Origin of the sequence: Trinickia soli (assembly GCF_002879855.1) — a bacterium.
In the GTDB taxonomy this organism is placed as follows: Bacteria; Pseudomonadota; Gammaproteobacteria; order Burkholderiales; family Burkholderiaceae; genus Trinickia; species Trinickia soli.
In genome coordinates, this window is record NZ_PNYB01000012.1 from 171,148 (window position 1) to 194,666 (window position 23,519).

Below are 23,519 nucleotides of genomic sequence, written 5' to 3' on the forward strand. Positions count from 1 at the left end.
CGTCTATGTCGATTCGTCGCTTTCCTCCTCGATTCGCCATCGCCATCTGTGCGCCGGCCGCACTCTGCGCGTTGGCGGCGTGTACGGTCGGTCCCGACTATCATGGTGCCCCGCCCGTGGCGGCCGATGCGCTGCGAGCATCCGCGTTCGTGCGTGCGCCTGCCTCCGGCGTAGTCGCCGCCGCACCCACGGTGAGCGCATGGTGGCGTGCGCTGGGCGATCCGCAACTCGACGCACTCGTCGAAGCCGCACTCGCTCACAATCCCGACGTGCATGCGGCGCAAGCGCGCTTGCGCGAGGCGCGGGCGCAGTTGATGGGCCAGCAGGCGAAGGCGCTTCCGAAAGTGTCGGCCGACGCCGCGGCCGTGCGCATGCGCAGCCCCGATTTGTCGGCGTTGTCCTCGGGGGGGAATGGAAGCGGCAACGGCGGCGGCCGCGGGCCGTTGCAGCTGTACACGGCAGGGCTCGACGCGTCGTGGGAGATCGATTTGTTCGGCGGCACGCGGCGCTCGATCGAAGCGGCATCGGCCCAAGCCGATGCACTCGATGCCGATCTCGCCGATACGCAGGTGTCGCTCGCGGCCGAGGTGGCGCAGGCGTATATCGATCTGCGCGACGAACAACAACGTCTCGTCCTGGCGCGGCAATCGGCCGATTTGCAACAACGCATGCTGACATTGACGCAAGAGCGTCGCACGCATGGGACGGCGGCCGATGTCGACGTGGAGCGTTTATCGGGGCAAGTCGATACGACTCGCGCGGCGCTGGTGCCGCTCGACGAGCAGATCGCAGAATCGCTCGATCGCCTGGCCGTGCTGACGGGCCGCGCGCCGGGGACACTCGACGCGGAACTGGCCACGACCCAGCCGTTGCCGACCCTGCCGGCGGCGGTCGAAGTGGGCGATCCGGGCGCGCTGTTGCGGCAGCGGCCCGATATCCGCGCGGCCGAGCGGCGGCTGGCGTCAAGCAACGCGCAAATCGGCGCACATGTGGCCGACTATTTTCCGAAGGTGTCGCTGATGGGCGACCTCGGGTACACGGCAGCCGACCCTGGGCATCTATTCAGGAAATCGAACTTTTCGTGGCTCGGCGTTCCGTATCTGCAATGGAATGTGCTCGATTTCGGGCGTACCGCTGCCGATGTCCGCTCCGCGAAAGCGTCGCGGGACGAAGCGAGCGCACGTTATGAACACGCTGTGCTTGCCGCGCTGCAAGACGCGAATGCGGCGTTGTCGCGCTATGGTCATCAGCGCGAGCACGTCGCCAGGCTCGAGCAGGTCGACGCTTCGGCGCAACGGGCATCGACGCTGATGCAGCAGCGTTATCGCGCAGGCGTGGCGACAGCGATCGATTTGCTCGACACCGAGCGCACGCAGTTTTCGGCGCAGCAGGATGTCATCGCCGGCCACGCCGAACTGCTGAAGGACTTCGTATTGCTGCAGAAAAGCCTGGGCATGGGGTGGCAATCTCAGGCGGGGTAGGTTTGTCGCAAGCCACATGACACATACAGCTATGCGCAGCTATCACACTGAATAGTTGCCCCTGCGGTCGACGCACTCCTACATTCGGTCAGACGACGCCGCGCGACGCACATCGTGTGCATCGCGCGGCGTCGTCTGTCTACCGGAGGGGTGATGAGAACGATCGCGCATACGCTTTGCACTGCGATGCTTGCCTGTACATGCGCATGGGCATTGGCTTCGCCGCATGGCGATGTGGGTGGCAGTATGGGCGGCGGTGCGAACGGTATAGCCGGTCAACCGCGAAGTGCGATCGACATTGGCGCGGCCGCCAAGCATACGCGTGCGTTGCCCATGCCGTACAAGCCGTCGCTGCTGCCGCCGACGCAAGCGGAGGGCCGCTATCATCTGCCGCCGACAGATCGCCTTCGCCTCGAACTGATTCCCCCCGAGCTACGCAAGACGCTCGGCGAGCGCAGGAAGACCGACGCCGCATGCCGCGACATGAACGCATTGGCGGGCTATCAGGGCGACGCGCTCGCCGACTATGTCGCCGCTTTGCCTGAAGCAGACTGCCTGACGCCGCTGTTTTCGGCGGCGCCGTCGCTAGCCGCACGCATCTTTTCCTACGCGAATCTGAGCGCCGTCGCGCAACGTTACGCGAGCGTCGCCGTCTCCTATACGCCCGAAAGCCTTGCGTTGGCGAATCTGAGCGTGTTCTTCCGCGCGGCCTATTCGCTTGCAAACGAAGGTCGTATCGATCCGATAGACGAAGCGATCGGTGCATGGCTGCGGCCGGCGATCGTTGCGCTGGTCGCCGGCAACACACTGTTCGCGCCGAACCATGCGGCGCCGACTACGGCTGGAACCGTCGCGTTGTTGATCACCGATATGCACGACGAGGCTGACTACCTCGATCTCATGAAACGATGGGTGATCCGGTTCACCAATACGCCCCGGCATCCGCACGCCGCACGCGCGCTCGACGACCCCAACGCCGGTTATGGATTCACAGGACTCCTGACGGTTTTCTATTTCGCCCATACGCGAACCGATGCCCTGCCGCAATTGGAGAACGACCCATCGTTCGCAACGGCGCTCTACGGTTTCGTGAAGGCAAACGAGGCGATGCTCTTGCAGGACGCGCATGCCGGCTACCAGCTCGAACAGGCGGCGAACGAAGCGTTCCGGTTCGCGCAACATCCGGCATTGCTCTCGACCGTGCGCACCATGATTGCCGATGCGCTCGACCATTCGACGATGAACGGGCCCGATCGCTACATCTGGCTCAGCGCTGCGCAAGCCGTGAAAGCCTACGATGATGCGGACTGCAGTTTTTACAAGACGTGCAATTTCGAACAGCCGTTGGCGCGGGCGATCTTGTCGAAGCACTATCAGTGCGCGGGTGGAATCGTCCGGTTGCGCGCACAATCATTGACGCCCGAGCAAGCACGCGCGGCTTGCGCAGCGACGACCCAGGAGACTTCGTATTTTCATACGATGCTTGCCACGCACGAAAGACCGGTAGCGGACGACAACGATACGACGCTTGAAGCAGTCGTTTTTTCCGACCGCGACGAATATCACCACTATTCGCCCGTGTTTTTTGATAACGACGTCGATAACGGCGGCGTTTACCTCGAGGGCGACCCGTCATCTCTCACGAATCAACCGCGCTTCATTGCATTCGTTGCGACATGGTTGAAACCGCACTTCGAGGTGTGGAACCTCAAGCACGAGTTCGTTCACTACCTGGACGGCCGCTATGACATGTATGGCGATTTCGACGCCGCGACACAGGAGAGCACCGTCTGGTGGATCGAAGGGCTCGCCGAATTCATATCGCGCGGCAACGACGATGCCGAATCGATCGAGGCGGCGAAGACCGGCCAATATCGTTTGCGCGAGATCTTCGGCAATACGTATGCAATGGATGATTACGTGAATCGCGCTTACCGTTGGGGCTACATGGCCACGCGCTTCATGTTCGAACGCCATCCGGAAAATTTGGCGGCCATCCTGCCGATGTTTCGCACCGGGCAATATCAGGCTTACCAAGCGTACATGCAGCAGTTGCCGCGCAGCCTCGACGACGAATTCGCGCAGTGGGTCGCAACCGCAACGACGGCAGGCACGCCCCAACCCCCTTGGGGCAGACCCCAGCCCGTTCTGCAGGCACATTGATTAGCGCAAAAAAAAACGTTAAAAAAGCGCGCCGGGCAGGCCGATGCGACCGCCCAAGAGCCCTTCCGGGCAAGCGTGGGCGGGAGTCTGCATTTTTTTGAAATAATTTGCGGGTTTACGCGGAATAGTTTGTTCGTAGGCTAAGGCGCTTAGAGGAGAAGCGCATGAGCCACGACATTTTCGCCGACTCACCCGATACGTTGGAGCCCGCTCGCACGGGCGACAGCTATCGTGCTGTCCAAGGCCAGCCGGCAACGATGAAGCGCGCACCGCGCGTTGCGATCGTTCACGATTGGCTCGTCACGTATGCGGGCGCCGAGCGCGTGCTCGAGCAGATGATCGGGTGTTTCCCACAGGCAGACCTGTTCAGCCTCGTCGATTTCGTCGAGGAGCGTAAGTTTTTGCATGGAAAGCGGGCCACGACGTCGTTCATTCAGCGGCTGCCGCTCGCGAAAAAGAAGTATCGCGCGTACCTGCCGCTGATGCCGCTCGCGATCGAGCAGCTCGATCTGGGCGCCTACGATCTCGTGATATCGAGCAGCCACGCCGTGGCGAAAGGCGTGTTGACGGGCCCCGATCAGGTGCATATCAGCTACGTGCATTCGCCGATTCGCTACGCCTGGGATTTGCAGCACCAATATTTGGAGCAGTCGAATCTGACGCGCGGCCTTCGCTCGATGATTGCACGCATGATCCTGCACTACATCCGCAACTGGGACACACGCACGTCGAATTCGGTCGATCATTTCGTCGCCAATTCCCAATTCATCGCACGGCGCATCAAAAAGGTCTACCGGCGCGATGCCGATGTGATTTTCCCGCCGGTCGACGTCCAATCGTTCGTGGTGGGCGAGCAGAAGGAGGACTTCTATCTGACCGCTTCGCGGATGGTGCCGTACAAGAAGATCGATCTGATCGTCGAAGCGTTTTCGCGGATGCCGGGCAAACGCCTCGTCGTGATCGGCGACGGCCCCGAGATGAACGCGATTCGCGCGAAAGCGGGCCCGAACGTCGAGATCCTCGGCTATCAACCATTCGCCGTCCTACATGACCACATGCGGCGGGCGAAAGCGTTCGTGTTCGCGGCGGAAGAGGACTTCGGCATTGCGCCCGTCGAGGCACAGGCGTGCGGCACGCCCGTCATTGCATACGGTAAGGGCGGCGCGCTCGAAACCGTGCGCGAGCTGGGCCAGCCCCATCCGACCGGCCTTTTCTTTCGCGAGCAAACGGTGCCGGCCGTGGTTGCCGCCGTGCGCGAATTCGAACAACATGCGCAGCGCTTTTCGGCACTCGATTGTCGTGCGAATGCCGAACGTTTTTCGATTGCAACGTTCCGGGAGCGATTCGTGGGGTTCGTCGAGCAGGTGATGCCGGGCGCCACGCGGCATGGCGACGGCGCGCGTCGCCAGCCGGGCGATACGGGCGGCGGTGGGCAAAAGAACGACGGAGGCCGGGTTCGCGTGCTCGCGCTCGATCAGAGCGGCGGGCTCGATCAAGCGGAAGTTTCGTTGCTGAACGTGGCCAGTCATCTTAGGGAATCGGTCGAAGTGGTGTTGTTCGACGATGGTCCGTTCCGCCTCGCGCTCGAAGAGGCCGGGGTGACGGTCGATGTGCTCGATGCCCCGATGCTCAGAGGAATGAGGGGCGGCCGGAGGGTGCCGAAATCGCGGACGCTTGCGGGGATCGTATCGCTTGTGCGCGAAACGGCGAAGCGCGCACGACATGTCGACGTCATCTACGCCAACACGCCGCGCGCGATGCTCGTCGGCGCATTGGCGGGCCTGTTGGCCCGGCGTCCGGTGGTATGGCACTTGCGTGATGCCACGGCAGCGGATCCCTTGGGGCGGGTTCAACGCACCGCGCTGAAATGGTGCGCACGCGTAGCGCTCGAGCGGGCGATTGCCGATAGCCCGGCCTCGAAGCAGGCGTTCGAAGCGTTCATGAAAGCCTCGCGCCTGCCCATCGACGTGATCGAGGAAGACGCGTCGAGAACGAGCAGGGCCGATGCCGCCGTGTCGGCCGTGCTCGCTCAGGCGGCCATGCGCGGCGCGCGATGAATGACCCGCTACGCGGTTGACCCTATGCGAATGAACAGCTGTATTGAAGGCAGATTCGGATCAACAATGCGCGTCGCATGATCGGCGAGAGGGTTCATAGACTGGCGATAGGCCGGCAATACGAAGTGGACCGGTCGGTGAGTACGGTGCGATTGCAGCCGATCGCACGGGTCAGGCGGCGTCCAGCTGGGATGGGCTCGCGCCGCTATCGCGCGAACAATTTCCCCAAGGGAACGAACGATGTTGAAAGTTACCAAAGCGGTGTTTCCCGTCGCTGGACTGGGCACTCGGTTCCTTCCGGCAACGAAGGCAAGCCCCAAGGAGATGCTGCCCATCGTCGATAAGCCGTTGATCCAATATGCCGTCGAAGAGGCTATCGAAGCGGGCATTACGGAACTCATCTTCGTCACGGGCCGTAGCAAGCGCGCCATCGAAGATCATTTCGACACCTCGTATGAGATCGAGGCAGAGCTCGAAGCGCGCGGCAAAGAAAAGCTGCTCGACCTCGTGAGAGGCATCAAACCGAGTCACGTCGATTGCTTCTACGTCCGTCAACCGGCTGCGCGGGGGCTCGGCCATGCGGTGCTCTGCGCCGAGAAGCTCGTTTCCGGCAGCCCCTTCGCCGTCATCCTGGCCGACGATCTGCTGCATGGCTCGGAGCCGGTGATGAAGCAGATGATCGATGTCTTCAATCACTATCACAGCACGGTCATCGGCGTCGAAGCGATCGCGCGTGAGGATTCGCGTTCGTACGGTATCGTCGAAGGCCGCGAATGGGAGGAGGATATTTTCAAGCTGTCGGGTATCGTCGAAAAGCCGTCGCCCGAGGCCGCACGGTCGAACCTCGGCGTGGTGGGCCGATACGTGTTGATGCCGAGCATTTTCGATCACCTGCGTCGACTCGAGCCGGCCGCGCTCGGCGAATTGCAACTGACCGATGCGCTTCAGTCGCTGCTCGAGGAAGAGCAGGTGCTCGCGTACCGCTACTTCGGCCAGCGTTTCGATTGCGGCAGCAAATTGGGTTATCTGAAGGCGACGGTCGACTTCGCGCTTCGGCACCCCGAAATCGGTTCGGCGTTCGGTGCGTATCTGCGCGACTGCGTCGGCCAGCTCACACCGTCTTCGCATTGACGGAACCGGTGGCCTGACGCGGCTGCACGTGGCTGCACGTGGCCGCCGTCCTTCGCGACGCTTCCCCTTTCCATTCTTTTTTCGCGCGCCCGAGCGGCAGCTGGGGCGCGCGTTTCGTCGTCGTCCCTACGAGCTTCACGATGCGGACACGATTCGTTTCTATCCTGATCCGCGTTTCAACCGTATGCGGTGCGCACATGTGTGAGGTACCGCATACGGGCCAATCGGTGCAGACTTTCCTTTCCCTCGTCACAGAAACGCGAACAACCCAATGACATCGAAAAGCCGCCGTGACTTTCTGCGCGCCGCCGCTCAAGCGGCCGGCGCAGCCGCCGCGATGGGCGCCGTGCCCGCCGGTATTCGCAACGCGCTCGCCATTCCCGCGAACGATGCGACGCACACGATCAAGGACATCGAACATATCGTGATTCTGATGCAGGAGAATCGCTCGTTCGATCATTACTTCGGAACGCTGCGCGGCGTACGCGGTTACGGCGACCGCCGCGTGATGAATCTGCCGAACGGCAACAGCGTCTGGTATCAGCCGCTGGCCGCGAATACGGGCTACGTGCTGCCGTTCCGGCCGAGCGCACCCGATCTCGGGAAGCAGTTCCTGCAGGATCTGCCGCACGATTGGACGACGACACATATGGCGTGGAACGGCGGACGCTACGACCAATGGGTCCCGGCGAAGGGCACGACGACGATGGCCTATCTGACGCGTGAGGACATCCCGTTCCATTACCAGCTGGCCGACGCGTTCACGATTTGCGATGCCTACCACTGCTCCGGTATGACGCCGACCGATCCGAACCGCTATTACATGTGGACCGGTTGGGTCGGCAACGACGGCAAAGGCGGCGGGCCCGTCATCGACAACGCCGAAGCCGGCTACGGTTGGTCGACGTATCCCGAAGTGCTGCAAGCCGCGGGCATTTCGTGGAAGGTCTATCAGGACATCGGCACGGGCCTGAACGCTGCCGGCGCGTGGGGCTGGACGCAGAACGCGTACATCGGCAACTATGGCGACAACTCGCTGCTCTACTTCAACCAATATCGCAACGCGCAGCCCGGCAATCCGCTCTATGAGAACGCGCGGACAGGCACGAACGTTGCCGTGAGCGGCGGCTATTTCGATGTGCTCAAGAAGGACGTACAAAACGGCACGCTGCCCCAGGTCTCGTGGATCGTCGCGCCCGAGGCTTATTCCGAGCATCCCAATTGGCCCGCCAATTACGGCGCCTGGTATATCGATCAGGTGCTGCAGGTGTTGACGTCGAACCCGGAAGTCTGGAGCAAAACGGCGGTGTTGATCACTTACGACGAGAACGACGGCTTCTTCGATCACGTGGCGCCGCCGTATGCGGCGTGGTCGAAGGAGTCGGGGCTCTCGACCGTCGACACGACGAACGAGTATTTCGCGGGCAACGCGAACTATCCGGCGGGCCCCTACGGGCTCGGTCCGCGCGTGCCGATGATCGTGGTCTCGCCGTGGTCGAAGGGCGGTTGGGTGTGTTCGGAGACGTTCGATCACACGTCGATCATTCGTTTCATCGAACGACGCTTCGGCTTCGGGCGCGCGAACGATCTTGGCGAAGCCAATATCACGGCGTGGCGCAAGGCCGTCTGCGGCGATTTGACACGCGCATTCGATTTCGCCCATCCCAACGCTTCGGTCCCGACGCTGCCGGGCACAGTCGGCTACGCACCGGCCGATCAACAACGTCACCCCGATTACGTGCCGCTGCCGCCGCTCGTTCAGGCCAAGCCGAAGCAAGAGCCCGGCGTTCGCCCTGCGCGTGCGCTGCCGTATGAGTTGACGGCGCGCGCGCACGTTGGCGCCGGTCGCTCGAACCTGCGCCTGGAATTCGCGAATACGGGCCACGCTGGTGCGGTTTTTCACGTGTACAAGGCACACAGCGCCGATGCGCCGCGCAGCTACACGGTCGAGGCGCGCAAGCAACTCGCCGACGAATTCGCGCTGAACGTAGACGGCACCTACGATTACGCGGTCCATGGGCCCAACGGTTTCGCCCGCCGCATCGCCGGTCGCGCGGTCGCGGCGCACGTCTGGTCCAGCGCCGTAGCTGCACCGGAAGTCGCCGAGACGTATGACGGCGCGAACGGGAACATTGAGCTGCGTCTGCAAAACGCCGGCACCGCGGCCTGCGTGTTCACAATTTTTAACGGTTACGACGGCGCACGTGTGACGCGTCGCGTGGCGGGCGGCGAAAGCGCGGACCTGTGCGTCGATTTGCGGGCTTATCACGGCTGGTACGACCTGCAGGTGACGGTCGACACGGACCCGCTGTTCCAGCGCAAACTCGCCGGACACGTCGAAACGGGCCGGCCGAGCATGAGCGATCCGGCGTTTTCGATGGCGTAATTCAGGCGTAATTCAGGCCTGAATCAGGCCTCTATTCACCGCGATGTCGGGGGTGGCCCGGGTTGGGGCAAACCCTTTGCTTCCCGTCGTCGAACGCGCCCGACGATCGACGACGGGCGCATCTCACGCTGAAATAGTCAGCGCCACGCAACAAATCCCCCCGTAAACACGCTCCCAAATCACAAAACAGATGCATGAAGCAGCGCGGCGCTTGTAGAATCCGGCGTTGAAGCGGCGTACGCCGTACGCGCTTCGTGCGTTCAACGACCAATAGGTAGGAGAAACATGTCGACTTCCGCAAAGAAGGTTGCGAAAAAGGCTGCTGCCGCTCCGGCGAAAAAAGCGGTCGCCAAGAAAGCCCCCGCGAAGACTGCGGCTAAGAAGGTCGCCGTGAAGGCGTCCGGCGCTCCGTCGCCGATCAAGGACACCTTCACGAAGGCCTCGCTGGCTGCTCACCTCGCGGAGCGTTCGGCTATCGAGCCGAAGTCCGTCAAGGCCGTGCTCGCGGCGCTCGAGGATACGATCCTGGGTTCCGTTCACAAGAAGGGCGCTGGCGAATTCACGCTGTCGGGCCTGCTGAAGATCGTCGTGCAAGCTGTGCCGGCGAAGAAGAAGCGCTTCGGCAAGGATCCGTTCACGGGTGAAGAGCGCTGGTTCCCGGCCAAGCCGGCCAGCGTGCGCATCAAGGCGCGCCCGCTGAAGAAGCTGAAGGACGCGGCTTCCGCGTAAGCCTGCTTCCGGCAAACAAAAACCCCGCATAGGCTTCGTGCCTTTGCGGGGTTTTTTTTCGGCCGCAGGGCTCGCGGCCTTCAGGGTGGCGCTTTAGTTTGCTTTGCCGTCGGCGCGGTAGCCGTCGTTCAGCGTCTGCAAGAAGGCGATGACGTCCTTCATCTCGGCCTCAGTCATCGACGGGGTATCGCCGGCCTTGCGGTCGAAAGGTGCATCGGACTTGTCGATGTTGGCGTGGTATTTCGACGGAAGATCGTTGTACTGCGCGACACGCCCATTCGAGTCGCGCGGGTAGATCTTGCCCGGTTCGATATCGCGCAGGTTATAGAACGTCAACACCTGATCGAGCGAGTGATAGACGCCGTTATGGAAGAACGCGTGACGTGTGGCCGAATTGCGCAGCGTCGGCGTGAGGAACATGCCGCAGTATTGCGTTTGTCGGGCAAGGTCGGTCCGGTGCGGTCCGCACAATCCCATGTCGTAGTGGCTCGCGTCGCGATTGACCGCGAGCGCGGCGTTGCGCGGCACCCCTAGCGCTTCATATTCGTAGTCGGTGAACATCGGCGGCAGACCGTCGCGCGTGGGCTGCGACAAATGGCAACCGGCGCAATTCGCTTTTTTGGGATCGTTGAATAGCTTCAACCCGCGCAATTCGGCTTGCGTCAGCCGCGCGCGTCCTTCGAGCCAGTAATCGTATTTGCTCGTGTACGGATGAAACGACGGGTCTTCGACCTGATATCGCGCCACTGCAAACATCGCTTCCGATAGCAGCAAGCGTGGGTTCTTGAAAACGTCGGGTCCGAACAACTGCCGAAAAACGCTGCGGTAGGGGCCGTTATCGAACTTGCGCGCGACGTCGTCTTCGCTCGCGTTCGCCATTTCCACCGGGTTCAGCAGCGGCCCCAACGCCTGCGTTTGCAGCGTATCGGCGCGGCCATCCCAGAACATGCCGCCTTGCGGCACCATCGCCGGCGCGGCCGGCGTACTGCCTGCGCTCTTTTGCGCGACCGCCACGCCCGAGGCCTGCGCCGCTTCCTGCGCAAGGTTCGCCGGCGTATCGGCGTCGCCCTGCTCCGGCCCGATGCTGAAGTTCGGCTGTCGATAGAGATACATCAGCGAAGGCGGCGGACGATCGCCCTGCAGCGACATCGAAGGCCCACCGAATTGAACGGGCAGCGCATTGGGCGGGCCATATGCATGAGCCGGGCTGTGGCACGAGGCGCACGAAAGTTTGCCCGATGCCGACAGGCCTGGATCGAAGAAGATGCGCTTGCCGAGCTCGGCCATTGCGCTGAGCGGAGCGGTTTGCGGCCGTTCGAGACGAACGGGATGAGGGTTCGCGCCCGTCAATTGCTCCACGATTTCGCCGACCGCGGCCGGCGTGTGCTCGGGGTAGGCGAGGGCCCATGCGCAGGCGCCGACGGCCGCAGCAACGGTACCGAGTGAAATAGCGCGAACGAAAGTGCGGCGGCGTTGTGTGGAGTCGTGACGATCGGCGGCCGGGGGCGGCAGGGCTGAATCGAGCGGTTGCATCGTGTCGAAGGGTTCCGGCTGACAAAAAACCACAGCCCGTTGCCGGGCTGTGGGGTGTCGAGCGTCGCGCAAGCGCGTGATTTCACATCTTCGTGACGCGCTTATGCGACGTGATGAGCAGACGTGACGTGTTACGGAGCCGAGCTGACCTGCGTACCCAACGTCGGATCGAGGAACAACGGCGTCGTGCGCGCTGCGCTCGAGAAGTCGAACATGCCCGTGATGCTGCCCGCCGTGGCGTCGAACGAGCCGCCGCCGATGCGCTGTCCGCCGAGCCAGTTGTCTTCGATGAAGCGAACGATCGACGCTTGCGAAATCGGCGTGTGATCGACGTAGTTCTTCTTCGCGTACGGCGAGATCACGAGGAACGGAATCCGCGTACCCGGGCCGCAGCGGCCGTTGACGGGCTTGCCGTTCACACCGTTCGGCTGCGTCGTGCCGATCGTGCCGCACTGGCTGGTGCCGTTGAGCATGTCGGCCGTCGAGAACGAAGTGGACGTCGGCGGCACGTAGAGATGGTCGTACCAGCCATCCGAATCGTCCCAGGCGACGAGCACGGCCGTGCTCTGCCAATCAGGCTGCTGCTGCAGGAAGTTCACGACCTTCGTGACGAACGCTTGCTCGTCGAGCGGATCGGAGTAGCCTGCGTGGCCATCCTGATAAGCGGGCGCCTTCAGGAAGCTGACCGACGGGTAGTTGCCGGCCTTCACGGCTGCGAAGAAGTCGTCTGAGTCGTACTGGTGGTTGGCCGGATCGGCCGTCGTCGCGCCGGGCGCCGTCGTGTAGCCGACCGCTTGCATCGAAGCCGGACGCGCGTGCGTCGGGTTGGCCGTGGAGGCGTAGTACTGGAACCAGTTGTGGTGCGGGATGTAATCGGCCGTCGCGGCGCCGACCACGGTCGACATCGTGCTGCGTGCGCAGCCCGTCGTGCCGTTGGCGTTCGTCGTCGACAGATTGAAGCCGCCCATGAAGCCGCCCCACGTGATGTTCTTCGCGTTGAGCAGATCGCCGATGTTCTTGCCCGTCATCATCGCCTGATCGGTTGTGCTCGAGCAGACGTCGGCGCCGGGGTCGACGTCGTTGATCATCGTCAGGCCGCCCTGACCGTCGGCGATATAGTACGAGCTGCGCGACGACTTCACGATCTGCATGCCGTTCGTTTGGCCGGCGATCGCTTCAAGTGCGCCGGGCGTCGACGGGCCGTACGTATCGGTGAACGCGTTATCGCTCATCGCGTAGTTTTGCGCGTAGTTCCAGAGCGCCGTCACCGTGTTGCCGTCGTAGTAGCCCATGACCTGGCCCGTCGTGCCGAACGCGCCAGCACCGCCGCTCGAGCCCCGACCCGTGTACTTCGGGAAGAGGTCCATGAGGCCGTTGTCATAGGCTTGTTCTTCGGCCGTATAGGCGTGGTTCTGGTCGGCGGTCGCGGCTTGCGTGCGGTCGAGGCGGAACGGGTTCGTCGCGCCCGCGCCGTTCGCAGCGGAGTTGTTCGGGTTGGCCGTCAGCAGCGTGCCGGACAAGCCGTTGACCGTCGGCGTGCCCGAGGCTGCCGTAAACGCCGGCTCGCCGGCCGGGTTCGTCGCGTTCGGGTACGTGGCGAAGTAGTGGTCGAACGAGACGTTTTCGCCATAGATCACGACGACGTGCTTGATCGGCGACGCGGTGCTGAGCTGGTTTTGTACTGTTACCGGGGTGGACGGCGTATCCGAGCCGCCGCAAGCGGCTAGCGTGCCGAGCGAAGCGACCGCCACTGCAATGGGAACAAGCGTACGGCGAAGCATGAGGACGAACTCCTGGTGTGTCGTTGTTGCGACCGCCCCCGGTTGAGCCTGTCGTCATCCCTTCCCGGCGGGATGACGGCAGAGGAAGCCGCCGCTAACGGTGGTTATTTTTCGGAAGAACGGCGCATTGGACCACGCGGATATGAAGCGTCCGCGACATATAGCTTTCTGATTCATTTCTATTTCTTTCAATTTGATTGGATGGCTACCCCGTGGCGCGAGCGGCGACGAGCGGACGCAAAAAAGCCGGCCTGGGCGAACCCAGGCCGGCTTCCGATGCTTCGTACTGCTGACTATCTGTTTGGTCGATGGCTCGACCGGACTGCTTAGAACTTGTGGCGCAGACCCAGCGCGACGAGCTCTTGCGACTTTTGCGTCGTGCCGTAGCCGTACGAGCCGATCGATGCCACTGCCGGCGTCACGCCGCCAGCGCCATCGCCCGTGTTGCCGCTCGCGTGCTGATAGGCGCCGACGAGGTATACGTCGGTGCGCTTGGACAGCGAGTAGTCGGCGCCCAGCGAAGCCTGGTGATACGTGGCCGACGTGTCGCCGCTCGACTTCATGTACGTGTAGCCCGCGCCGACGAGCAGAGCCGGCGTGGCTTGATACGTCAGGAAGCCCTGGCCGACGTTGTACTTCTCGGTCGAACCGTAGACCGAGAAGCCGTCCGGCTTGTACTGCGCGTTGCTATAGCTCGCACCCAACGTGAACGGGCCGACCGTGTACTGCGCCGCGAGGCGTGCGATGCCGATCGACTTGGCCGTGATGTAACCGTTGTTGACCGGGTCGCCGTCAAACGGCCCATCCGACGTGCCGTTCCAGGTCGTGCGCTTGCCGGCCGTCAGCGCGTTCGTGTTGTCGGCGCGGAAGTAACCTGCGGCCAAGCCGAGCGGGCCGTTGTTATACGCTGCTGCGAGCGACCACGTTTGGCCCGAACCCGTCGAACCGGCCACGCCGCCGAATGCGTACATGGCTTCGAACTGCAGGCCCGAGTACGTCGGGGACACGTACTTGATCGCGTTGTTCGTGCGCGAGCTGTTGTCGTAGTTGTCGACGTCGCCCGGCGTGGCGAACGCGCTGCCGAAGTAGTTGTCGGCCGTGATCGCCTGGACCATGTCGACGACCGGATCGTACTGGCGGCCGAGCGTGACCGTACCGTACTGCGCGCTCGTCAGGCCGACGAACGCTTGACGGCCGAATTCGCGGTTGCCTTGCAGGTTATGACCGTTCGACGGATCGAAGCCGTTTTCCAATTGGAAGATCGCAGCCAGACCGTTGCCGAGGTCTTCTTGACCCTTGAGGCCCCAACGCGTGCCGGCCAGATCGCCGCCGCTCGTGTTGCCGAGCGCCCACAGGTTTTGGTTAGCCGTTGCGTTATGCACGTACGTGATCGAGTTGTCGATCACGCCGTAGAGCGTCACGCTGCTTTGCGCTTGGGCGGCGCCGGCAGCGCCGAGCAGAGCGAGCGAGAGGGTTGACAAAGCGATTTTTTTCATCATTTCTCCACGCGAAGCGTTATTAGACTGTTGCGGGGAGGAGAATAGCGCAATGCCATTGAAAGCCAGAACGGAAATTTATTCACTGTCGTCAAAACGAAACACCCTTGTGCCAGCACGTGGTAAAAATCGAATCAACGATTATTGCTGTAATTGAAATGCTGAATTAGAGAAAGCGCAAAATTGCGACGTATCGGGGCAAGTTTTCCCTTTGGCTGTGCGCTTTCGCCCTACGGTGAGTCAGCGGCGAACCGGCGTCGCGTGCCCTGCTGCCGTATGCTGGTGCGAAAGGCCCGTAAATGCGGCATATACGCGCTGGAATAGGGCGCGCCCCACGAGTAGACAATTCTGTCGAAATATGCTGAAGCGCTTTACGCGTCAATGGTCTGCTTTATTGCCTTGTGCGCGTATATGCGATTGCCTGCGTCGACGGCCGCGCGCCGCTGCGTATTCCGCGCCAAGCAGCAAGACGGCCGCTGAAAAGTACAACCACATCAATAACGCGGCAAGCGAGCCCGCAGCCCCGAATGCATTGGCGAGTCCCGCATGCGCGAGGTAAAGCGCGAAAAGTTTTTTACCGGCCGTAAATAGCAATGCCGCGACGATGCCGCCCGTCAACGCGTCATGCCACGCGACACGCGCATCGGGCAGGAACTTCAGCAACCCGGCGAACGCAAAGGCCAGCACGACCACGCCGAGGATCAACTGCAGAATGTTGCCGACGATGACGAACGGCGTGCCGCCCCATAGCCAGTCGCCGACATACGTGACGACCGTATCGAGCACGAGCGAGACGATGGCGAGGAACGCGACGCCCAGGACGAGACCGAAGGAGATCAGCCTGACTTTGACGAGCGCGACGACACTCGATACGCGTTGCGATGAGTCGGCAGGCCATACGATCGACAGCGCGGTGTTGAGCGAAGCGAACGTTGCCGATGCGCCGAGGGCGAGTGCCACGAACGAGATGATCGCGGCCGTGCCCCCCGACCCGCTGTGAGAGCGCGCATTGGCAACAATCATCTGAACCGCGGCGGCGGCCTCGTCGCCGATCAACAGATGCGCGTCTTGAAAGATTTGCCCGCGGATGGCGTTCGCGCCAAAGAACCAACCCGCCACCGCGATCACCATGACCAGCATCGGCGCGAGCGAGAAAGCAGAAAAGAACGCAATGCCGGCGGCCATCGTCGAACAGCGATCATTGCCGAACTGCTGCACCGCATCGACTGCGCACGCGCCCTCGCGGCGCGCGCTCTGCGGCAGGTGACTCAACGAGAAGAAAGCCATCGATCGACCTCTTGCGGAAGACACGCCCTCATGTCTCGCACTGTCGCAGGCAACATGCCTGTCCGGCGATTGCTGCGAAGCAGCATCGTCCGATTCGCGAATCGGGTCCGCACCATCTACACTTTTAAGCACTCCATGACGCGCATTCGCGCGGAGGAGACCAACATGTTGCAAGTCACGCGACGCCAGTTCCTGAAGGTGACGGCGTCTTCCCTGGCCGGTTCCAGCCTCGTTTTGCTGGGATTCTCCACGGCCGACGCGCTGGCCGAGGTGCGGCAGTACAAGCTTGCGCGCACAACCGAAACGCGTAACACGTGCCCTTATTGCTCGGTCGGCTGCGGGATTCTGATGTACGGCCTTGGCGATAACGCGAAGAACGCGCGCACGAGCATCATCCATATCGAGGGCGACCCCGACCACCCCGTCAATCGGGGCACGCTTTGCCCGAAAGGCGCGAGCCTGATCGATTTCATCCACAGCCCGAGCCGCTTGACGCACCCCGAATATCGGGCTGCCGGCAGTGACCACTGGCAACGCATATCGTGGGACGACGCGCTCGATCGGATTGCGAAGCTGATGAAGGACGACCGCGACGCGAATTTCGTCGAGACCACCGATGACGGCCTGAAGGTCAACCGGTGGCTGACGACGGGCATGCTCGCGGCATCGGCGAGCAGCAACGAAGTCGGCTATTTGACGCATAAAACGGCGCGCAGCCTAGGTTTATTGGCGTTCGACAATCAGGCGCGTGTCTGACACGGCCCGACGGTGGCAGGTCTTGCCCCGACGTTCGGCCGCGGCGCGATGACGAACCATTGGGTCGACATCAAGAACGCCGATGTCATTCTCGTGATGGGCGGCAACTCGGCCGAGGCGCACCCGTGCGGCTTCAAATGGGTGACCGAAGCAAAGGCGCATCGAAAGGCCAGGCTGATCGTCGTCGATCCGCGTTTTACGCGCACCGCGTCTGTCGCCGATTTCTATACGCCGATTCGAACCGGCACCGACATCGTGTTCCTTGGCGGCGTCATCAACTATTTGCTGACGCACGACAAGATTCAGCACGACTACGTGCGCAACTACACCGACATGCCGTTCATCGTCAGGGAGGATTTCAAGTTTGACGACGGCATTTACTCGGGTTTCGACGCGGACAAACACGGGTATCCCGACAAGTCGACGTGGGACTACGAGCGTGGCGACGACAACTTCGTCAAGATCGATCCGACGCTGCAACATCCTCGCTGCGTCTATAACCTGCTGAAGGCCCACTATTCGCGCTACACGCCCGAGCTTGTCGAGCGTGTTTGCGGCACGCCGAGCGCGGCGTTCGTTCACGTGTGCGAAACGCTGGCTGGCACGGCCGTGCCCGACCGCGCGGCGACGATCCTCTATGCGCTCGGATGGACGCATCATTCGGTCGGTTCGCAGATGATACGAACCGGCGCGATGGTGCAGCTGCTGCTCGGCAATATCGGCGTGGCCGGCGGCGGCATGAACGCCCTGCGCGGCCATTCGAACATCCAGGGTCTGACGGATCTGGGGTTGATGTCGAATCTGCTGACGGGCTACATGACGCTGCCGATGCAGGCGGAGCAGGATTTCGACGCTTACATTGCCAAGCGTGCGTTGCAACCCTTGCGGCCGAATCAGCTCAGCTATTGGAAGAACTACCGGGCGTTTTTCGTCAGCTTCATGAAGTCGTGGTGGGGCGATGCGGCGACCGCGGACAATCATTGGGGCTATGACTACCTGCCCAAGCTCGACAAATCGTATGACCTGATGCAGGGCATCGAGCTCATGCACCAGGGCAAGATGAACGGGTATATCGCGCAGGGGTTCAATCCGCTGGCTGCCGCACCGAGCAAAGCGAAGACGGCGGCGGCGCTCGCCAAGCTCAAGTGGCTCGTCATCATGGACCCGCTCGCGACCGAAACGTCGGAGTTTTGGAATCACTACGGCGATTTCAACGATGTCTCGCCGTCGCAGATCCAAACGGAAGTGTTTCGCCTGCCGGCCACCTGCTTCGCCGAAGAGGATGGCTCCCTCGTGAGCTCGGGCCGTGTGCTGCAATGGCATTGGAAAGGCACGGAGCCGCCGGGCGAGGCTCGCAGCGATCTGGAAATCATGGGCGGCCTCTTCCTGCGCATTCGCAACCTGTATCGCACGAAAGGCGGTAAATACCCCGATCCGATCGTCAACCTGTCATGGCCCTACGCGAATCCCGCAAGCCCGACGCCGGAAGAGTTGGCCAAGGAGTACAACGGCCGTGCGTTGGCCGATCTGCCCGATCCGAAAGATGCGACGAAAGTCGTCGTCAAGAAGGGTGAGCAACTGGCCGGCTTCGCCCAATTGAAGGATGACGGTTCGACCGCCAGCGGCTGTTGGATTTTCTGCGGTGCATGGACGCAAGCGGGCAACCAGATGGCGCGGCGCGACAACGCCGATCCGACCGGCATCGGGCAAACGCTCGGCTGGGCGTGGGCTTGGCCTGCCAACCGGCGCGTGTTGTACAACCGCGCGTCGTGCGACATGAGCGGCAAGCCGCTCGACCCGTCGCGCAAGCTGATCGCCTGGAACGGCAGCACATGGGGCGGCGCCGATGTGCCCGACTTCAAGCTCGACGAACCGCCTGAAAACGGCATGGGCCCGTTCATCATGCTCGCGGAAGGCGTGGCGCGTTTCTTCGCGCGCGACGCGATGGTCGAGGGCCCGTTCCCCGAGCATTACGAACCGTTCGAGAACCCGCTGGGCCATAACCCGCTGCACCCGAACAATGCATTGGCCACGAGCAATCCGGCGGCACGCGTGTTCCCCGACGACCGCGCGATGTTCGGCACTGCCGATCAATTCCCGGTCATAGCGACGACGTATCGGCTGACCGAGCATTTTCACTATTGGACCAAGCACGTGCGCTTGAACGCGATCCTGCAGCCCGAGCAATTCGTCGAGATCGGCGAAGAGCTGGCGAACCAGATCGGCGTGAAGCACGGTGGGCGCGTCAAGGTTTCGTCCAAACGCGGGTACATCGTGGCCGTAGCGGTCGTCACGAAACGGATCAAGCCGTTCGTGATCGAGGGCAGGAAAGTGCAGATGGTGGGCGTTCCGTTGCACTGGGGCTTCATGGGGCTGGCCAAGCCCGGCTATCTGGCGAACACGCTGACGCCGTCGGTCGCGGACGGCAACTCGCAGACGCCCGAATTCAAGTCTTTCCTGGTGAAGGTGGAAAAGGCGTAAGGGGACGGCCATGGCTTTGCAATCGCTCGACATCAAACGGCGCTCGGCCACGACCGTTACGCCGCCTTCCGTGCGCGAGCCACCCACGGGTGGCGTCGCCAAGCTCATCGACGTGACGAAGTGCATCGGTTGCAAGGCATGCCAGGCGGCCTGCATGGAGTGGAACGACCTGCGTGACGAGATCGGGGTGACGAGCGGGGTTTATGACAACCCGCTCGATCTGACCGCGCAGTCGTGGACCGTCATGCGCTTTACCGAATACGAGAACCCGTCGGGCCATCTCGAATGGCTGATTCGCAAGGACGGTTGCATGCATTGTGAAGATCCGGCCTGTTTGAAGGCATGTCCATCGCCAGGGGCCATCGTTCAGTACACGAACGGCATCGTCGATTTTCATGAGGAGAACTGCATCGGCTGCGGTTACTGCGTCACGGCGTGCCCGTTCGATGTCCCGCGTATTTCGAAGACGGACAAGCGCGCCTACAAATGCACGCTTTGCTCGGATCGGGTCGCCGTGGGACAAGAGCCCGCATGCGTGAAGACGTGCCCGACCGGCGCCATCACGTTCGGCACGAAGGACGATATGAAAGCGCAGGCCGAGGAGCGCATCGTCGACCTCAAAGAGCGGGGCTTCGCACAGGCGGGGCTTTACGATCCGGCCGGCGTGGGCGGCACGCATGTCATGTACGTGCTGCACCATGCCGATCGGCCGTCGTTGTATCACGGGTTGCCCGCCGATCCGCACATCAGCCCGTTTGTTTCCTTGTGGAAGGGCGTGACGAAACCCCTCGCCCTGGGCGCCATGGCGCTGGCTGTGTTGGCCGGTTTCTTCCATTACGTGCGGGTGGGCCCTGACGAGGTTTCGCCGGATGACGAAGCGGCTGCACGCGACGAAGCGCAGCGTATTCGATCGCAACGCGGGGAAAGACGATGAAACAAGACGATGTCGAATTGATCGAGCGTTATACGCCGAACGAGCGTACGCAGCATTGGATTACCGCGATCCTGTTTGTCATGCTCGCTTTATCGGGGCTTGCGTTGTTTCACCCCGCGCTGTTCTGGTTGACGGCGCTATTCGGAGGCGGGCAATGGACACGCATCTTGCATCCGTTTTTCGGTGTCGTGCTGTTCATCTCGTTCGCGCTGCTTGCTGGGCGGTTTTGGGCGCAAAACCTGATGGATGCAGACGACCTGCAATGGCTCAGACAATTCAACGACGTGGTCGCCAAACGCGAGGACGTGCTGCCCGAAGTGGGCCGCTACAACGCGGGGCAAAAAGTGCTGTTTTTCGTGATGGTGGTATGCGTCGTCGTGCTGCTCCTGAGTGGACTCGCCATCTGGCAGCGGTATTTCGGCGATGCGGTTTCACCGCCGGTCATGCGCGCGGCCGCCGTCGTGCATGCGTTCTTTGCCTTCGTGATGATCGTTGGCGTCATCGTTCACGTTTATGCGGCGATCTGGGTGAAAGGCTCCATCGGGGCGATGATGCGTGGCACCGTCACGTTCGGTTGGGCCCGTAAGTACCACGCGAAATGGTTTCGGCAAAGCATCAAGTAAATGACGGCTGCGGTGAGCGCGCGCTGCGCTGACGCTGGAGGATCGCGGGTCAGTCGGCTCTCGCCCGATCTCGCTTGAGCGCCGCGCGTGCGAACGAGACGAAGCGCTGCGTGACGAGGTCGTCGCGGCCGCGCTGCCAGGCGAGCCCGACTCGCCAGCGCGCGTGCGCGCCGCTCAACGGCAGCACGGTGGCGTCGCGCAGCAGAAATTGCATGCGCGACGGCACGAACGCGACGCCGACGCCCGCGGCCACCGTCGCCAACACCGATTGCACGTCTTGTGCTTCTTGCACGACCCGGGGAATGAAGCCACGCCCCGCACACCAACGCTCGATCTGATCGCTTGTGCTTGCCCCGCGGGCACGCGCCAATGCGACGAAGCCGATTTCGTTGAGTACATTCAGATCTTTTGGCACGCGCGTGATGCTCGCCTCTTGCGGGATCGCCAACGCAAGCGATTCCCCGATGACAGGGAACGCATCGAGCCCGTCGCTGTTCGGAATCCGCATGAAGCCGACATCGAGTGTGCCGGCGAGCAGCCGCCGCGACTGTTCCACGGAGGACAAGTCGACCAGCGTGACGTTGACGTTGGGATGCTGTCGACGAAAGTCGGCGATCAAACGCGGTGCGATCGTCAGCACCGACAAACAGAACCCCACGCGCAAGCGTCCTCGCTTGCCACCGCTGGCTTCCTTCGCACGTAGCAATATGTCGTCGGCGTCGCGGATCAGCGCCGTGGCATCGGGTAGAAAATCCAAGCCGAATGCCGTGAGTTCTGCGCCGTGACGTCCGCGCTCGAACAGGCGCGCTCCGAGGCTCGCTTCAAGCGCGCCGATTTGCTTGCTCAATGCGGGCTGGCTCGTATGGAGCGCGTCGGCGGCGCGACTGAAGTGGCGCAGTTCGGCCACCGTCAGAAACGCGCGCAGCAGTTTGAGATCCATTCTTTTATCGAATCGAACGCGGAAAAGCATTCATTTTACTTATCGATCGTGGAAGGATTCAATAGGTACATTCCGATGCCGATTCGATCATCTCATGCCCAGGTCAGCCGCTTCGTCTTCCGTAGCTTCCCCCGCTTCCCCCGCTTCTTCGCTGCGCGTTGCCGCGCTGCCGTTTGCTTTGCCGCTTGACGGTGTGACCGATCAACTTGCGCAAGCGGCCCGCGCAGGAATCGGCCTGGCCGTGTTCCCGGAAATGAGTCTGCTCGGCACGAAGCGGGTGGACCGTCTGCGGCGCGCGGAGCTCGAAACGCTGGCGGAGCCGATGGACGGGCGATCCTTGGGCATCGTCACGGACGCCGTCGAGGCGACCGGCGTGGCCGCCGGGGTGGGCTTGCTTGAACGTGGCCCCGATGGAGCGATCTATAACAGCTACGTCGTGTGCATGCCGGGCGGTACGAAGCATCGCCATCGCAAGGTTTATGCAACGGAGAACCCGCATCTGCAAGGCGGGGCACGCTTGGACGTGTTCGATACGCCTTGGGGCGTGACGATGAGCATTCTGATCGGCGCGGACAACTATTTACCCGAGAACGCACGCGTTGCGGCGCTCAAAGGCGCGACGTTGCTGGTTGCGCCGCATCGTGGATACGCGGGCGGAAGCGATGTGTCGCCGCAGCGGGATTGGTTTGTACGCGCGCTGCCCACCCATGCGGGCGACAACGGAATGTTCGCGGTCCTCAGTGATATGCACGGGGAGCCGAATGATCGGGGCGGATCGGGCGTGGCGTTGATCGCGGATCCTTCTGGCGCTGTCATCGCGACGGGCGCGGGCATGCAGGATCCGTTTGCGACGGCCGCTATCGATCCTGAGTTGGCTCGTCGAAGCCTCGCGCGGCAGTGGCTCAGCGCGCGGCGGCCCGAGCTCTATAGCTCGCTGATCGCGTTGGATGCGCGCGATGCAGCGGGCGCGCAGAGGTGGATGACCTCGCCGCCGTCGCGCGAGGTCCAGGCGCGTGGGTCGGTTGCCGTGAGTTTCGCCGTGGTTGGCAGGCGGCGGGTGAGCGGGTAGGGTGCTTCGCTGCGTGAGCGTCTATCGGCGGTCGGTACGAAGCAACCCGTAGATCGCGCTATCCGAGATCTCTCCATCGACGATCCAGCGTTCGCGCAGCAACCCCTCACGCACGAAACCCAGCTTTTCGAGCACGCGCGCCGACGCCCGATTGCGAGGATCGATATCGGCTTCGATGCGATGCAGCCGCAGGACGTCGAACCCGCAATCGACCACGGCGCGCGCCGCTTCACTCATATAGCCCTTGCCCCAATACGCACTCTGCAAGCCGAAGCCGATCTCGGCGCGCTGTGCGGCCATTTCCAGATTGAACAGCGAGCAGATCCCGATGACTTCATGCGTTGCAGTCAATTCGACGGACCAAACGATTTCGATTTCCGCCGCCGAGCCCTGCAATCGGTGAGCGACGTAGTCGACGGCTTGCTCGAACCGCTTCATGAGCGGAAACGACCAATAGCGCATGAACGCCGCATCCGAATACATCGTGAACAGCGGCAGGGCGTCGTCGGCGCGCAGCGGACGTAAGGTCAGACGTGCGGTGGACAACGATGAAGCATCGAGAGGCGGCATGAGAATGTGACTATTCGGGCTCGTTTGGCGATCGGCAGTGTATACCGACATTTACCTTCGCAGCGTTTTGTCATACAACCGTAAAGCAGACATCCCGATTCC

The 23,519-nt window shown here is 62.3% G+C and carries 16 protein-coding genes; 10 read left to right on the forward strand and 6 right to left on the reverse strand.

Annotated features, from left to right (window positions below; translation table 11 throughout):
* Positions 1-5: 5 nt before the first annotated feature.
* The 6 genes from C0Z19_RS15860 (at position 6) to C0Z19_RS15890 (ending at position 9,947) form a co-directional block, all read left to right on the forward strand.
* On the forward strand, positions 6-1,481 hold the full coding sequence (locus C0Z19_RS15860) for an efflux transporter outer membrane subunit (RefSeq protein WP_102610779.1): 1,476 nt from the start codon (positions 6-8) through the stop codon (positions 1,479-1,481).
* 153 nt (positions 1,482-1,634) lie between these two features.
* Positions 1,635-3,644, forward strand: coding sequence for a collagenase (locus C0Z19_RS15865; protein ID WP_102610780.1), 2,010 nt, complete (start codon positions 1,635-1,637; stop codon positions 3,642-3,644).
* 164 nt (positions 3,645-3,808) lie between these two features.
* A complete protein-coding gene (locus C0Z19_RS15870) occupies positions 3,809-5,701 on the forward strand; it encodes a glycosyltransferase (protein ID WP_102610781.1) in 1,893 nt (630 codons plus the stop codon).
* Positions 5,702-5,941: 240 nt separating this feature from the next.
* Positions 5,942-6,832 carry a UTP--glucose-1-phosphate uridylyltransferase GalU gene (gene galU / locus C0Z19_RS15875; protein ID WP_102610782.1) on the forward strand — a complete coding sequence of 297 codons (891 nt, stop codon included), beginning with the start codon at positions 5,942-5,944 and terminating at the stop codon, positions 6,830-6,832.
* Positions 6,833-7,103: 271 nt separating this feature from the next.
* Positions 7,104-9,218, forward strand: a complete 2,115-nt coding sequence (locus C0Z19_RS15885) for a phosphocholine-specific phospholipase C (RefSeq protein WP_102610784.1) — start codon at positions 7,104-7,106, stop codon at positions 9,216-9,218.
* Between the two features lie 285 nt (positions 9,219-9,503).
* On the forward strand, positions 9,504-9,947 hold the full coding sequence (locus C0Z19_RS15890) for an HU family DNA-binding protein (RefSeq protein WP_102610785.1): 444 nt from the start codon (positions 9,504-9,506) through the stop codon (positions 9,945-9,947).
* Positions 9,948-10,040: 93 nt separating this feature from the next.
* Here C0Z19_RS15890 and C0Z19_RS15895 read toward each other — a convergent pair whose 3' ends face one another.
* The 4 genes from C0Z19_RS15895 to C0Z19_RS15910 form a co-directional block, all read right to left on the reverse strand.
* Positions 10,041-11,480, reverse strand: coding sequence for a cytochrome-c peroxidase (locus C0Z19_RS15895; RefSeq protein WP_102610786.1), 1,440 nt, complete (start codon positions 11,478-11,480; stop codon positions 10,041-10,043).
* Between the two features lie 131 nt (positions 11,481-11,611).
* Positions 11,612-13,261 carry a phospholipase C gene (locus C0Z19_RS15900; RefSeq protein ID WP_102610787.1) on the reverse strand — a complete coding sequence of 550 codons (1,650 nt, stop codon included), beginning with the start codon at positions 13,259-13,261 and terminating at the stop codon, positions 11,612-11,614.
* Between the two features lie 326 nt (positions 13,262-13,587).
* A complete protein-coding gene (locus C0Z19_RS15905; RefSeq protein WP_102610823.1) occupies positions 13,588-14,757 on the reverse strand; it encodes a porin in 1,170 nt (389 codons plus the stop codon).
* A gap of 378 nt (positions 14,758-15,135) precedes the next feature.
* Positions 15,136-16,044 carry a YihY/virulence factor BrkB family protein gene (locus C0Z19_RS15910; RefSeq protein WP_102610788.1) on the reverse strand — a complete coding sequence of 303 codons (909 nt, stop codon included), beginning with the start codon at positions 16,042-16,044 and terminating at the stop codon, positions 15,136-15,138.
* A 165-nt stretch (positions 16,045-16,209) separates the two neighbouring features.
* On the opposite strand from C0Z19_RS15910, the gene fdnG reads away from it, so the two are divergent.
* The 3 genes from fdnG to C0Z19_RS15930 are packed head-to-tail and all read left to right on the forward strand — an operon-like array spanning position 16,210 to position 20,838.
* Entirely contained in the window at positions 16,210-19,281 is a 3,072-nt protein-coding gene (fdnG, locus tag C0Z19_RS15920; RefSeq protein ID WP_146012079.1) for a formate dehydrogenase-N subunit alpha, read from the forward strand.
* A 10-nt stretch (positions 19,282-19,291) separates the two neighbouring features.
* Positions 19,292-20,215, forward strand: coding sequence for a formate dehydrogenase subunit beta (fdxH, locus tag C0Z19_RS15925; protein ID WP_102610790.1), 924 nt, complete (start codon positions 19,292-19,294; stop codon positions 20,213-20,215).
* Positions 20,212-20,838, forward strand: coding sequence for a formate dehydrogenase subunit gamma (locus C0Z19_RS15930; RefSeq protein WP_102610791.1), 627 nt, complete (start codon positions 20,212-20,214; stop codon positions 20,836-20,838). Before fdxH ends, C0Z19_RS15930 begins: the two co-directional genes overlap by 4 nt.
* Before the next feature lie 49 nt (positions 20,839-20,887).
* Here the strand turns inward: C0Z19_RS15930 and C0Z19_RS15935 are convergent, their stop codons facing one another.
* Positions 20,888-21,778, reverse strand: coding sequence for a LysR substrate-binding domain-containing protein (locus tag C0Z19_RS15935; protein WP_102610792.1), 891 nt, complete (start codon positions 21,776-21,778; stop codon positions 20,888-20,890).
* A 94-nt stretch (positions 21,779-21,872) separates the two neighbouring features.
* On the opposite strand from C0Z19_RS15935, the gene C0Z19_RS15940 reads away from it, so the two are divergent.
* Entirely contained in the window at positions 21,873-22,847 is a 975-nt protein-coding gene (locus C0Z19_RS15940; protein WP_102610793.1) for a nitrilase-related carbon-nitrogen hydrolase, read from the forward strand.
* 21 nt (positions 22,848-22,868) lie between these two features.
* On the opposite strand, the gene C0Z19_RS15945 is transcribed toward C0Z19_RS15940, so the two are convergent.
* A complete protein-coding gene (locus C0Z19_RS15945) occupies positions 22,869-23,417 on the reverse strand; it encodes a GNAT family N-acetyltransferase (protein WP_102610825.1) in 549 nt (182 codons plus the stop codon).
* Positions 23,418-23,519: the final 102 nt, after the last annotated feature.

What these genes read in the sequence shown, in the direction of transcription:
- galU (WP_102610782.1), top strand. Translation starts at nt 5,942, where the DNA reads ATGTTGAAAGTTACCAAAGCGGTGTTTCCCGTCGCTGGACTGGGCACT.
- C0Z19_RS15895 (WP_102610786.1), bottom strand. Translation starts at nt 11,480, where the DNA reads ATGCAACCGCTCGATTCAGCCCTGCCGCCCCCGGCCGCCGATCGTCAC.
- C0Z19_RS15885 (WP_102610784.1), top strand. Translation starts at nt 7,104, where the DNA reads ATGACATCGAAAAGCCGCCGTGACTTTCTGCGCGCCGCCGCTCAAGCG.
- C0Z19_RS15890 (WP_102610785.1), top strand. Translation starts at nt 9,504, where the DNA reads ATGTCGACTTCCGCAAAGAAGGTTGCGAAAAAGGCTGCTGCCGCTCCG.
- C0Z19_RS15945 (WP_102610825.1), bottom strand. Translation starts at nt 23,417, where the DNA reads ATGCCGCCTCTCGATGCTTCATCGTTGTCCACCGCACGTCTGACCTTA.
- C0Z19_RS15930 (WP_102610791.1), top strand. Translation starts at nt 20,212, where the DNA reads ATGAAACAAGACGATGTCGAATTGATCGAGCGTTATACGCCGAACGAG.
- C0Z19_RS15870 (WP_102610781.1), top strand. Translation starts at nt 3,809, where the DNA reads ATGAGCCACGACATTTTCGCCGACTCACCCGATACGTTGGAGCCCGCT.
- fdxH (WP_102610790.1), top strand. Translation starts at nt 19,292, where the DNA reads ATGGCTTTGCAATCGCTCGACATCAAACGGCGCTCGGCCACGACCGTT.
- C0Z19_RS15900 (WP_102610787.1), bottom strand. Translation starts at nt 13,261, where the DNA reads ATGCTTCGCCGTACGCTTGTTCCCATTGCAGTGGCGGTCGCTTCGCTC.
- C0Z19_RS15935 (WP_102610792.1), bottom strand. Translation starts at nt 21,778, where the DNA reads ATGGATCTCAAACTGCTGCGCGCGTTTCTGACGGTGGCCGAACTGCGC.
- C0Z19_RS15860 (WP_102610779.1), top strand. Translation starts at nt 6, where the DNA reads ATGTCGATTCGTCGCTTTCCTCCTCGATTCGCCATCGCCATCTGTGCG.
- C0Z19_RS15865 (WP_102610780.1), top strand. Translation starts at nt 1,635, where the DNA reads ATGAGAACGATCGCGCATACGCTTTGCACTGCGATGCTTGCCTGTACA.
- C0Z19_RS15940 (WP_102610793.1), top strand. Translation starts at nt 21,873, where the DNA reads ATGCCCAGGTCAGCCGCTTCGTCTTCCGTAGCTTCCCCCGCTTCCCCC.
- C0Z19_RS15905 (WP_102610823.1), bottom strand. Translation starts at nt 14,757, where the DNA reads ATGAAAAAAATCGCTTTGTCAACCCTCTCGCTCGCTCTGCTCGGCGCT.
- C0Z19_RS15910 (WP_102610788.1), bottom strand. Translation starts at nt 16,044, where the DNA reads ATGGCTTTCTTCTCGTTGAGTCACCTGCCGCAGAGCGCGCGCCGCGAG.